The sequence below is a fragment of the Nonomuraea sp. NPDC004580 genome, assembly GCF_040609855.1.
Classification (GTDB): Bacteria; Actinomycetota; Actinomycetes; order Streptosporangiales; family Streptosporangiaceae; genus Nonomuraea; species Nonomuraea salmonea.
On sequence record NZ_JBEXLH010000004.1, the window covers coordinates 102257 to 114676 of the forward strand.

12 protein-coding genes are annotated in these 12420 nt (G+C 70.9%); 9 read left to right on the forward strand and 3 right to left on the reverse strand.

Annotated elements, in window-relative coordinates; all coding sequences use genetic code 11:
* Positions 1–31 precede the first annotated feature (31 nt).
* From ABZW11_RS07590 to ABZW11_RS07620, 7 genes are all read left to right on the forward strand, one after another.
* Positions 32–2050: an SUKH-4 family immunity protein gene (locus ABZW11_RS07590; protein WP_355413742.1), complete on the forward strand. Its 2019-nt coding sequence runs from the start codon at positions 32–34 to the stop codon at positions 2048–2050.
* A gap of 36 nt (positions 2051–2086) precedes the next feature.
* Complete coding sequence (locus ABZW11_RS07595; protein WP_355413744.1) at positions 2087–3028, forward strand: hypothetical protein; 942 nt, start codon at positions 2087–2089, stop codon at positions 3026–3028.
* A gap of 92 nt (positions 3029–3120) precedes the next feature.
* Entirely contained in the window at positions 3121–3924 is an 804-nt protein-coding gene (locus tag ABZW11_RS07600) for an ABC transporter ATP-binding protein (protein WP_355413746.1), read from the forward strand.
* A 32-nt stretch (positions 3925–3956) separates the two neighbouring features.
* Entirely contained in the window at positions 3957–5828 is a 1872-nt protein-coding gene (locus tag ABZW11_RS07605; protein ID WP_355413748.1) for a hypothetical protein, read from the forward strand.
* Positions 5829–5873: 45 nt separating this feature from the next.
* Complete coding sequence (locus ABZW11_RS07610) at positions 5874–6269, forward strand: GH25 family lysozyme (protein WP_355413750.1); 396 nt, start codon at positions 5874–5876, stop codon at positions 6267–6269.
* A 31-nt stretch (positions 6270–6300) separates the two neighbouring features.
* Positions 6301–6924, forward strand: coding sequence for an amino acid transporter (locus ABZW11_RS07615; RefSeq protein WP_355413752.1), 624 nt, complete (start codon positions 6301–6303; stop codon positions 6922–6924).
* A gap of 134 nt (positions 6925–7058) precedes the next feature.
* Entirely contained in the window at positions 7059–8402 is a 1344-nt protein-coding gene (locus ABZW11_RS07620) for a carotenoid oxygenase family protein (protein WP_355413754.1), read from the forward strand.
* 18 nt (positions 8403–8420) lie between these two features.
* Here ABZW11_RS07620 and ABZW11_RS07625 read toward each other — a convergent pair whose 3' ends face one another.
* Positions 8421–9263, reverse strand: a complete 843-nt coding sequence (locus ABZW11_RS07625; RefSeq protein WP_355413756.1) for a MarR family transcriptional regulator — start codon at positions 9261–9263, stop codon at positions 8421–8423.
* Positions 9264–9401: 138 nt separating this feature from the next.
* Between ABZW11_RS07625 and ABZW11_RS07630 the strand changes: the two genes are divergently transcribed.
* Positions 9402–10280, forward strand: a complete 879-nt coding sequence (locus tag ABZW11_RS07630; RefSeq protein ID WP_355413758.1) for a haloalkane dehalogenase — start codon at positions 9402–9404, stop codon at positions 10278–10280.
* 79 nt (positions 10281–10359) lie between these two features.
* Here the strand turns inward: ABZW11_RS07630 and ABZW11_RS07635 are convergent, their stop codons facing one another.
* The gene (locus ABZW11_RS07635) at positions 10360–10665 is read right to left on the reverse strand and encodes a DUF1330 domain-containing protein (protein WP_355413760.1); all 306 of its coding nucleotides are present in this window, start codon (positions 10663–10665) and stop codon (positions 10360–10362) included.
* Positions 10666–10820: 155 nt separating this feature from the next.
* On the opposite strand from ABZW11_RS07635, the gene ABZW11_RS07640 reads away from it, so the two are divergent.
* Positions 10821–11723 (forward strand): LysR family transcriptional regulator, encoded by a 903-nt coding sequence (locus ABZW11_RS07640; RefSeq protein WP_355413762.1) that lies wholly within the window; start codon positions 10821–10823, stop codon positions 11721–11723.
* Between the two features lie 18 nt (positions 11724–11741).
* Here ABZW11_RS07640 and ABZW11_RS07645 read toward each other — a convergent pair whose 3' ends face one another.
* Positions 11742–12341: a TetR family transcriptional regulator C-terminal domain-containing protein gene (locus ABZW11_RS07645; RefSeq protein WP_355413764.1), complete on the reverse strand. Its 600-nt coding sequence runs from the start codon at positions 12339–12341 to the stop codon at positions 11742–11744.
* Positions 12342–12420: the final 79 nt, after the last annotated feature.

A 12420-nucleotide genomic window follows, 5' to 3' on the forward strand; every position in this document is an offset into this window, starting at 1 on the left:
CGTCGTGGCCGCGCCCTAGACTCGGTGGATCATGGACGTACCGCGCGACCTCCCCTCCCGCCTGTCCGGCGCGTTCCTGGCCGTCGGCCTGCCCTGGCCGGACGTGCGGCTCGCCCACTTCGACGGCGTGCTGGCCGCGCTCGGCGAGCACGCGGAGGCGCCGCGGCTGCGCGAGCACGTCGGCAGGCTGCGCACGATCCAGGAGGCGTTCTTCGGGCACCTGGGCGAGCTGGCCGACGATCACGACGACGACCCCATGAGGTTGGCGCGGCACAGGAACGAGCCCTGCGTGAGCGGCGTACGGGACGACTGGGCCGAGACCGCGGCGCTGATGCCCGGCTTCCACGCGGCCCTCACCACGTTCGTCCGCGAGCTGCTGGGCGGGCCGCGCGAGGTTCCCGACTACCTGGCCGCCGCACCCCCCTGGGTGGAGACGCGTCCTGAGCGCGGCATCCGCGACGAGCCCACCGCCGGCCGCGCCCCCGCCGCCGACGCCCTGCTGCGCTGGCGCCAGGACCCCTACGGGCCGCGCGTCTGCGTCGTCACCGGCTCGCCCGCCGCAGGCAAGACCCGGCTGCTGTCCTGGTTCGGCTACGCAGGCGTCTGGGACTGGTCGGGCTATCCGGGACCGGACGAGGCGGCGATCCTCCTGCGCGGGATGGACGTGGACGACGCCGTACGCGACCTGGCAGGGCAGCTGAAGCTCGACGGCGCCGGCCTGGACGCCCTCGACCGGCCCGTGCTCGTCACCGTGGCCGACACCCACCGCAGCAACGACCCCGAGCGCGCGTTCACCGAGCTCGTCCTTCCCCTCGCCGTCAACCCGCACGTCCGCCTGCTCGTCGAGCTCACCCGTCCCGACGCCGGGGAAGGGCTCGGGTTGGCGGCGTTCGTGCTGGACCTGGACGACCCGCGCGCCACCGACCGCGCCGCCTTCACCGCCTGGTACGACAGCGAGCGGGTGCCGCGCTCGCCGTTCACCGCCGGCCAGGTCTACCCCTCGCCGGGGGTCGCCGCGCTCGCCGCCCGGGCCGAGGGCGCCGACCCCGGCCCTGACCTGCCGATCGACGTACGGGTGGCGCGTGCCTGGCTGGACGGCCTGTCGCCGGACGCCCGCGCCGCCGCCGGCACGCTGGCCCTCGCCTTCGGCCCGATCGGCCCGTATACGTGGCGCCTGCTGCACTGCGGCCGGCACCGCGACGCGCCCGAGGCCGCCGCCCGCGGCGTCGCGGAGGCCGCCGCCCGGCTGCCCCTCGCCGAGCCCGGCCTGCCCGCCTACGCCATCGGCCTGCCCTGCCTGGCCGAGATCGTCGCCCCGCCGGCCGAAGCGCACGGAGAGCTGGCCGCCGTCATGCGCGGCTGGCCGGTGTCGGCCGAGCTGTCCCCGCCCGACTACCTCACGCGCCACCTGGCCCACCACGAGCGCCTGGCAGGCGGGCCGGGCGCCGTCACCCCGCTTCCGCTCCGCCGCCCCGCGACCAGGGTCACCCGCGAGCTGCTCGACGACCTGTACGGCCAGGACGGCGTCTTCAGGCCGGACGACGGCGAGCTCCATCCCGCGATCGCGCACGCACCCACCCGCCGCTTCCTGACCGAGGTCGGCCTGCCCGCCGGCGGTCTCAACGAGCCCGACTGGACGGGCGAACATCGCCGTTTCGCCCAGCCGATGAGCGAATACTGGTCCGACGGCCTGGACGAGCTGCGCGCCTGCGCGGGCCTGCCGGACGACCTCGGAGCCCTGTTCATGCTCGACGCCATGGGCACCTGGTACCTCTTCCTCGACGGCCGCACCGGCCTGGTGTACGAGGTGCACGAAGCGCTGGAGAGCGCCCGCGTCGCCCACCGGCGCGTCGAGTCCTACGCCTACTTCGTCTACGTCGTCCACCGGGAACGCAGGCTGTGGTGCGAGGGCCGCGACGCGCACCGCGAGGCGGCCTACTGGTGCGCCGACGACCTCGCGCTCGAGCTGCACACGTACGAGCCGGAGGCCATGGCCGGCGAGGACGCCCTCTGGCCGCCGACGCTGGAGGACTACACGCTCCTCACTTAGACGGAACACGACGCGCGGCCCGTTCGTCCTCAGAGTGTGACCGTACTCGGGGAACTCGACGAGCGGCTTCGCGACGCGTCGGCCAGAATGCACCGCGCCGAACACGTCCGGCGCCTGCGCGAAAGCATCGGACAGCAGGTCGCGGACGTCCGCGCCACCCTGAAGGACCTGGAGCTCTCGCTGCCCCAGGAGGAGCGGGACGTCGCCCGGCTGGAAGGCGGTCCGTCCTCCGTCCTGGCCCGCCTGCTGGGCAACCGCGAGGAGCGCCTGGAGCGCGAGCGCGCCGAGGCGCTGGTGGCCGGGGAACGCGTGGACGGCCACCGGGCCAGGCTCGCCCGGCTGGAGGCCGACGCGGCGGCGGCCGACGCGGAGCTGGCCGCGCTGGCCTCCGCCTCCTTGGAGCACGCCCGGCTGCTGGCGGAGAAGGAGCAGCAGCTCATCCGCGGCGGCGATCCGCTCGCGCGGGAACTGGCCGATCTCGGCACGGCGCTCGACCAGGTGGAAGCCGACCTGCGCGAGTGCGAGGAAGCCCACCGGGCGGGGCGTGACGCACGCCAGGCCCTCGACGTCGTGCTGGGCTTCCTCGACTCGGCCAGGAACGCCTCCACCTTCGACGTGCTCGGCGGCGGCCTGCTCTTCGACGCCTACGAACACGGCAAGCTCACCCATGCCGACCAGGCCGCCTGGCACGCGCAACGGGCGCTGGACGTCTTCTCCCGCGAGCTGGCCGACGTCGGCGTCACGGCCCGGCCGGTGATGCCGACGGTGGACAGGCGATGGTTCGTGGACGTCTTCTTCGACAACATCGTCTTCGACGCGATCAAGCACCAGCGCATCGAGAAGAGCCGCACCGGGGTGAAGAAGCTGGCGGAGTGGACCCGCGACACCGTCACCTACCTGGAGCAGCGCCGCACCGAGCTGACGGCCGACCGCGCCCACCTGCTGACCCGCCGCAGCGACCTCCTGCGCCCCGCCTGACTCGCTACAGTGGACGCACTGCGATCATGGTGCCAGCCGGCTTTGGTGTCGGATGTTCGTCAATTGACTGCCACAACCCCATAGGTGGCCATATGACTGAAGAGGGTACTGAGAATGCCCCACTGCCAGCGGGCGATGAGCAGTTACCCGCGTTGGAGGTTCGGGGCCTGCGAAAGGCGTTCGGTGACGTGGTCGCCGTGACGCGGGTGGACCTGACGGTGCCGAGTGGTTCGTTCTTCGGGCTGGTCGGGCCGAACGGGGCGGGCAAGACCACCTCTTTGTCCATGGCGGTCGGGCTCCTGCGCCCCGACGCCGGGGCGGCACGGGTGTTCGGCGTCGATGTCTGGGCCGACCCTGTGCGTGCCAAGACGATGCTCGGCGTGCTGCCGGACGGCCTGGCGATGCCCGAACGACTGACCGGCCGGGAGATGCTCACGTATCTGGGGCTGTTGCACGGTCTGGAGGCCACCGTGGTTGCCGCGCGCGCCGACGAGCTGTTGACGGTGATGGAGCTGGACGGCGCCGAGCGGACGCTGGTCGGCAACTACTCCGCCGGCATGCGCAAGAAGATCGGCCTGGCCACCGCACTGCTGCACGGTCCTCGGCTGCTGGTCTTGGACGAGCCGTTCGAGGCGGTGGACCCGGTCTCGTCGATGACGATCAAGGCGATCCTCCAGCAGTTCGTCCGCCGAGGCGGCTCCGTGGTGGTCTCCAGTCACTCCATGGCGTTGGTCGAGCTGCTCTGCGACCAGGTAGCGGTGATCGCCGCGGGCAGAACGGTCGCCGAGGGCACCCTTGATGAGGTGCGCGACGGCGCCAGCCTGGAGGACGCCTTCGTGCGACTGGTTGGCGCGTCGAGCCCGGGTGAGCAAGGACTCTCGTGGTTGGCGTTCTGATCCGGATGAAGCTCGCGATGCTCCGGAACTCGATGACCGCAGGACACGCGGCAGAGATGACCCTGGGTGCCGTGCTCGGCCTGCTGACCGCGTCAGGCACGATCATGGTGGCGGTGAACGACGCGGCCATCTCCGCCGATGTGCTTGCGGCTGTGTTCGCCGGGTGGGCGCTCGGCTGGGTCCTCGGCCCGCTGTTCGCCGGCGGCGAGAAGAACGACCTGCGCCCCGAACACCTCACCCGCGTTCCGATGACGTCCAGGACGATGGCGAGCGGCCTGTTCGGCGTGTCGTTGTTCAGCGTCGGGGCCGCGGTCACGCTGCTCGCGCTACTCGCCCTCGTCGTGTTCGGCGCCCGACTCGGTCCCGGGCCGACGCTGGTCGCGGTGGTTGCGGTGCCGGCCATGCTCGCGACGCTCGTGCTCTGCTCCCGGATCACGGTCGCGCTGGTCGGCGAGATGATGCGCTCCCGGCTCCGCGCGGCGATGATCGCCATGCCGTGGGCGGTGATCGTGGCGTGCGCCTCGAACATCGGCATCCTGCTCGTCGTGCTCGGCGAGTCCCAGCTGCTGCGTGGCGGCTGGCCGGCCTGGCTGCCGATCATCCTGCGGGTGCTGCCCTCCGGCTGGGGCATCGCGGCCGTCGAGGCGGTGAGCCGATCCGACTGGCTGGTGGCGGGCGGTGCCCTGGTCGCGCTCATCGCACTGGTCGGCGGCCTGCTGGCGTTGTGGTCGAGGCTGCTGCACCGCCGCATCACGGGTGCGCTTGGCGCGCCGGCCGTCCGGCCGAAGGTGTCCACTCGATCCCTGCTCGGTCGGTTGCCCTCGACCAGGCTCGGCGCCGTCATCGGCAAGGAGCTGCGGACGTGGCCGAGGGACATGCTGCGGACATACTTCTGGTTCTTCGCCCTGTGGTTCAGCATCGCCTACACCGCGCTGCCGCTGCTCGCGGGCGTCACGGCCTACCTGCCCTGGGCAGGCGTCGCGCTGGTGGTCATCGCCGCAGCGTGCTCGGCGAACCTCTACAGCGCCGACGGCAGCGCGCTGTGGCTGACGCTGATGACCCCGGGCGTCGAGCGGGCGGACGTGCGGGGCCGCCAGACGGCGTGGCTGCTGGTCACCGTGCCGGTGGCCGTGGCGCTCACCGTGATCGGGGTCCTGATCAACGGGCAGAGCTGGCTCTGGCCGTGGACACTCGGCATCCTCGCCAGCTCGATCGGGACCGGAGCCGGCCTGCTGGCGCTGCTGTCGGTCATGGTACCCATCCGGATGCCTGACGCCCACCGCCGCAGCGCGAACCCCGCCACCGACAGCGGCAACCTCACCGGGCTGGTCTGGACGATGATCGGCGCCTCGGTCGCGGCCTCGCTGCCCGTCGCCGCGCTGGTGCTCGTGGGCACGTTACGCGACGACCCGCTGCTGCGGTGGTCCGGTCTCCCCCTCGGCCTGGCCATCGGCGGACTGTGCATGTGGTTGTTCGGGCGACTGGCCTACCGCAGGCTCGAGACGAACGGACCCGAACTGCTGGAGAAGCTGCGTGGCGGGAACCCGAACCTCCGCCCGCGGCCCGGGGAGCCCAAGGTCGTCCTGGTCGAGCCGTCAGGCGGGACCGGCATGCGCCTCACCGTCAGTCTGTGTCTCGGTGGTGGGTGGGTTCCGATGGCCTCCGGCGTGATCTCGTTGATCCTGATCTCCCAAGGCGGTACCTCGCAGACGCTGTGGACCTTCGCGACGCGGCTGCCCGAGCCGCTGCCCGTTCCGGTCGCGATCCTGCTGATCGGGCTGAGCGTGCTCATCTACGCGACCGGCGTGCGCACCCTGCTGACACTGCGCAGACGCCGGCGTGAACCGACGCGGATCTCGGCTTCCGGCGCACCAGCAGGACAGCTGCCGCGCCCGCGGTCATGAAAGTGGGGGATGTGAACCGCAAGACCTTCATCCGCACTGAGCTGGGTGCCGCCGCCTCCATTCCCGGGCGGCACGGCGTTCGACTGGCGCGCGATCGTCGCCGGCCAGAAGTTCATCTCGATCAAGGCCACCACGGGCGAGTGCTCGGTCGACCCGTGGTTTGCCCGCGATCTGGCGGGCGCCCGGTCGGTCGACCTGATCAGGACCGCCTACCACTACTTCACCGCCGGCCAGGACGGCGCCTCGCAGGCCGACCACTTCCTGCGCGTCACCCGGGCCCAGGGGCTCAGCTGGCGCAACGCGTACGAACCGCCGCCGGTGCTCGACCTGGAGGAGTGCATCCGCGACGGCAAGCGGCTACAACTTGCCGAGGTCCAGAAGTTCCTGGCGCGGGTGACCCAGGTCTCCGGAGTGCAGCCGACGATCTACACACAAAAATAGGACGAGGGCTGCGATCAGGCATGATTTCCGGATGGTGAGGATCGAGACGCCGTGGGGGCCCTGGGACGCCGCTCCGCTCGGCGAGGTGGTCGCGCTGATGCGCGGGCTGGCGGCGCCGTGGTGGGTGGGCGGCGGGTATGCGATCGAGCTGGCCGTGGGGCATTCGTATCGCGACCATGGGGACGTGGACATCGCGCTGCCGCGTCGGGACCAGCTCGCCGTGCGGCGGCTGTTGATCGGCTGGGACGTCCACGTCGCGGCCGTGGCCCAGACGCTGCGGCCATGGGCGCTGGACGAGGTGCTGCCCGAGCAGGCGCACGACATCTGGGTCCGCGAGCACCCGGAAGGACCATGGCGGTTCCAGCTCATGCTGGACGAGACCGAAGGAGAGGAATGGATCTACCGGCGTGACCCTCGGATCCGCCGCCCGCTGGCCGGGCTGACCATCGAGGAGGACGGTTTCCGGCGGCTTGCCCCAGAGGTGCAGCTGCTCTACAAGTCCAAGGGCATGCGACCGAAGGACGAGACCGACTTCGAGATAGTCCTTCCGATGCTGAGCGACGAGCAGCGATGCTGGCTGGATGAGGCGCTGGCGATGACGCACAGCACGCACCCCTGGCGCGAGCGCCTGCGCCATGAAGGCCAGGGTTTTTGAGGCCGCTCCCACCTGGGGCTTCGTCGGTCGGCTGAGGCGGGCGGGAAGAACAAGACTGTCATCCACGGACTTTCTCCGGCACGGTTGTCGGCGTCTCCACCCAGTCTCCACCCCACGCCGACAGGAGTTCCAGCATGTCCGAAACGGTGCCGCTACATCTCGCGGGCAACAACGCACCGGTCGCCGATGAGGTGACCCTGGAGCCGTCCAAGGTCGTCGGCGCGATCCCGGCCGAGCTGAGCGGGCAGTTCTTCCGCAATGGGCCCAATCCGCGTACCGGCTGGTCGCCGCACTCCTTCGCCGGTGACGGCATGATTCACACCATCGCGCTGGAGGGCGGCAGGGCGCGCTGGTACCGCAACCGGTACGTACGCACACCGCTCTACGACCACCCCGGCCAGTCCCGCTTGGCCCTCGCCTTCAACCAGGAGACCGGCCGGATCGACTACCGCGTCACCACCGCCAACACCCACCTGATCACGCACGCGGGCCGGCTGTTCGCCCTGGAGGAGGGCGGTTTTCCGTACGAGGTGACGCCGGATCTCGCCACGATCGGGGCGCACACCTTCGACGGCGCCCTGCGGACCCCGATGACCGCGCACCCGAAGACCTGCCCGATCACCGGTGAGCTGCTGTTCTTCGGCTACCGGCTGCGCCCGCCGTACCTGACCTACTACCGCGCATCGGCCGCCGGGGAGGTGGTGCAGACGCGGGTCGTGGACGTGCCGCGGGCGACGATGATGCACGACTTCGCCGTCACCCGGAACCACGTGATCTTCATGGACCTGCCGGTCGTCTTCGACCCGGCGCAGGCTGCGGCGGGCGGGCCGCCGTGGCGCTGGGACGACGGGCACCGCGCCAGGTTCGGCGTGCTGGCGCGTACGGCCGGCGACGAAGCGCCCGTACGCTGGTTCGACGTCGCCCCCTGCTACGTGTGGCACACCATGAACGCCTTCGAGGACCCCCAGGGCGACACGATCACCGTCACCGGCACCCGCGTCCCCACGCTGTGGCGTGACGGCGCCGGCGACCTGGCGGGCGGGCTCCCGGTCGTGTACCGCTGGACGCTGCACCTGACCTCGGGAGCCGTCACCGAGGAGCCGCTCGACGACGCGCCCAGTGAGTACCCCCGCGTGGCCGACTCGGTGCTCGGACTGTCCCACCGTTTCGGCTACACGACGAGCTTCTCCCTGGACGCCGAGCCCGAGCGGTCGGAGATCTACGCCTACGACCTCACCGGCGGCGAACGGGCGGTGCACCGCCTCCCGCCAGGCCACACCTGCGGCGAGGCCGTCTTCGTGCCCCGGGGGACCGCTGAGAACGAGGGCTACCTGATGACGTTCGCGCACGACCGGGGCGCCGGTACGAGCTACCTGGCCATCCTGAACGCCGCCGACCTGGCCGCGCCCCCGCTCGCCGAGGTGCACCTCCCGGTACGCATCCCCACGGGTTTCCACGGCAACTGGATCCCGGCCTGAGCATCGAGAATCGCAGGCTTACGGCAAGAGCTTGGCGAGAAGGGTGCGAAGTTCCTGGGCGCCGTCCGGGCCGAGGAGGCCGTCGAGGTCGCGTTCCATGCCGTCCAGGGCTTCACGCACCGCCGGGATGCGGTCGCGGCCGAGGTCGGTGAGTTGGAGGGCGTAGCGGCGCCGGTCGTGCGGGTCCTGGCCGCGGGACACGATGCCGGCCTGCACCAGCTCGTCGATGAGGGAGGCGGTGGCCGGTTCGGTCAGGTGCAGGTATCGCGCCAGTTGCTCCTGCGGGCAGGGGCCGAGCCGGTCCAGGGCCGGCAGCAGGGCGAAGTGGCGGGTGCGCAGGCCGTACGCCGCGAGCCGATGATCGCCGAGACGCCGCAGCCGGTAGTGGGCCTGCGCGATCAGGTGCTCGATGCTGCGGATGGCGGACGGCCCGTCGTCGGCGACGATCGTGGTCAGCAGCGTGGTGAGGCGCCGCCTCTCCTGCTCGGTGAGCGCGCCGGTGAGCCGGGCGTCGCGGACGGCGACGGCGTGGCGCATGCCGTCCAGGGCGCTGCGGCCCGCTTCGGTCAGCGACAGTACGTGGGTGCGGCGGTTGGCCGGGTTGCGGGTGCGGACGACGTAGCCCTTGTCCTGGAGCCGGTCGAGCAACCTGACCATGATCGTGCGATTGATGCCGAGCCGGTGGGCGAGATCCTGCTGCGAGGGGGAGTCCTCGTCGGCGAGGACGTCGAGCACCACGAACTCCCGCGACTGCGGCCCGTCCTGGACGGCATGAGCGGTGACGGCGGTGAACACGCGGCGCACCAGATGGCCGGTGGTCGCGTGCAGCGGTCCTGACTCGTCGTCTACGACGTTGCTCACCTGGTCGGGCACGCTCCTCACCCTAGCAGTCCAATCGTTCTGCCAATGACGGTTGCCTTATAAATAGTTGGAATGTTGACAGTTGAGATGATGCAGATCTAGAGTCCAGGCGCAACTCAGCGAAGGACGTGAAAAATCATGAATTCTGTCGCCGTCATCGACTCCTACCTCGCCTACCAAGAGACCGGGCAGGGGGAGGTGCCCGTGGTGTTCCTCCACGGCAGCCCCACTTCGTCCCATATCTGGCGCAACGTCATCCCGTACGTCGCCGATCGCGCCAGGGTCCTGGCCCCCGACCTGATCGGGATGGGCGCCTCAGGGAAACCGGACATCGGCTACCGTTTCGCCGACCACGCCCGCTACCTGGACGCCTGGTTCGAAGCGATGGGGCTGGAGGAGGCCGTCCTGGTCGGCCACGACTGGGGCGGCGCGCTGGCCATGGACCGCGCCGCCCGCCACCCCGGCCAGGTGCGCGGCATCGCCCTCCTGGAGACGTTCCTGCGCCCGCAGATGTGGGCCGAACTGCCGCAGGACGTGATCGACCATTCCCGAGCGCTGCGCACCCCCGGCCTTGGCGAGCGGCTGCTGCTGGAGGAGAACGCCGCCATCGAGTACGCCCTGCCCCACCCCTTCGCCATCAAGACCGGCCTCAGCCCGTACGACCACGAGGTCTACCGCGCGCCCTACCCCGACCCGTCGTCCCGCCGCCCGCTGCTCCAGTGGCCGCGCGAGATCCCCTTCGACCGCGACCCGGCTGACGTGGCCGAACGCATGGACGCCTACGGCGTATGGCTGGCCACCAGCCCAGAGGTGCCCAAACTGCTCCTCACGGTCGAAGACGGCGTCGGCATCGCCTCCCCGCAGATCGTGGACTGGGCCCGCCAGAACATCGCAGCCCTCGAAATCGAAGGCATCGGACCGGCGGGCCACCAGGCCCCCGAGGACCAGCCCCACGCCATCGGCCAGGCCATCGCCGGCTGGCTGAACCGCCACCGCCTCCTCTCGCCGCCCGCGTGATCGCCTGCTGTCATGCCGGGTCGTCATTCCCGCTGGATCTCCGTCGGCCGCTGCTGCTCGGCTTCACCGGGCCCGCCGGTCAGTCGACGCCTTCGATGATGCGGAAGTCGCGCTTGAAGCCGTCGGGGAGGGCCACCAGCGCGTTCTGGTACGCCTCGCTCTCGTATGTTGCGACGGCCTGCTCGAAGCTGTCGAACTCGATCAGCACGACGCGCTGCGCGACTCCGGCCTCGTGGGCGACGATCCGACCGCCACGGGACGGGAGGAGGGCAAGGTTGCGCCCGCCCCCGGCCTGGACGGCCAGACCGGCCAGCTTGTCGTAAGCGGCCAGCCGCTCAATGTCGGGAGTGTCGGGATAGACACTGACCCAGTAACCCTTCGCCATGGAAACCTCCTGTGTTGGACCGGACACGTCCGACTCCGATCGGACACTCAGATCGGTCGATATATGCGCAGGTTAGGGCTTGATGTGCGGCCGAGGGAAAGACCAGTTCGGGCTAGACTCAGAACGAATCGTTATCAATCGGCGGGGGAGGGCTCGTGGCGCCGGACACGGTGAGCCTGCGGTACTTCCTGGTGCTGGCGCAGGAGCTGAACTTCACCCGCGCGGCCGCACGAATCGGTATCGCCCAGCCCGCACTCAGCGCCCGGATGCGCCGCCTGGAGTCAGAGCTCGGTACGCCCCTGCTGCTCCGCAACACGCGAAGCGTCGAATTGACCGCGGCAGGTGCGGCTCTGGCGGAGGCCGCACCTGCCGCGCTGGCGGCACTGGACCGGGCATGGGACACCGCCAGGAGCGCGGCGGCCGGCGAACTCGGCACGCTGCGCATCGGATACAGCCTCAGCGCCGGGGCCGAGACGGTACCGGCCCTGGTGGACAGGCTGATGCGCGGCACCAGCGGGCTCGAGGTCGGCGCGGTCCCGATGGCGACACCGGAGATCACCCCCGCGGTCGCCGACGGCCGCCTCGACGCCGGCATCACCCGCAGCGAACAACCGGGCTGTGGCGTACGCAGGTACCTGCTGCGACGTCTGCGCATCGGGGTGCAGCTGGCGGAGCACCATCCGCTGGCCGGCCACCCGGAGATCGAGATCGCCGACGCGGCCGCGTACCCGCTGAGGCTCCCGGACCGTGCGGCCAACCCCGTGATCCACGATCAGCTGTCCGCACTGTTCCAAGAGGCCCGGCCACACCCTCGCTTTCACACGCTCGCGGTCTCTTACGACATGTCCCAGCGCGACCTGCGCGACGGGGCCACCCTCGCCCCGGCCGGAGAAGCCGCGGTCACGGTACAACCGGCCGGCCTCACCTGGCGGCCGCTGCGCGGCGCACCCAGCCTGACGATCCACCTGGTCCTGCCACGCGAGCAGTCGCCGCTGCACCGCCGCATCCGCGCCGTCGCCAGAACCCTGGCGCAGGAGCTGCACTGGCTGTCGGACTGACGCGCAGGACGGGGACGGTCACGTACTCCTGAACAACCGGTCCAGATGCACGTCGATCGCGGCGAGCGCGTCCTGGGGCTCGATCACGCCGAGTTCGATCAGGGAGGTGAAGCCGGTGAGGGCGAGGAGCAGGTTGGTCTCGGTCGCCGGGTCGCGGCCGGGGTCGATGTGCCCGTCGGCGATCGCCTGGCGGACCACCTGCTCGACGAGGGCCCGCCCCTGGACGAGGCCGCGGCGCGCCTGTTCGTGCACGGCCTCGTCGTGCAGCGCCTCCAGGACGTAGGCGGCGCTCATCCGGCTGGTCGCGCGGGCGTCGGCGTGCAGGGGGAGCATCTCCGCGAGCGTCAGTCGCAGCACGTCACGGGGGTGCGGACGGTCACCGAGCTTGTCGAGCCCGTGGCGTACGCGCACTGAGGTCTGCTCGGACGCGAAGTCCATGGCGAAGGAGAGCATGGCGGTACGGGAGGCGAAGTAGTGCTGCAGCTGCCCGAGCGACATGCCCGCCTCCTGCGCCACCACGCGCATCGTCAGCTGGGTGACGCCGCGCCGCTCCACCACCCGCCACAGTGCGCGGGCGATCGCTTCGCGGCGTTCGCGGTGATCCACCTGCTTCGGCATCGCCGGCCCTCTCCGTCGTCCCCCGAGACTTTCCAATACAGTTGACATAATACATCTGACCGATAACCCTGGGATCCAC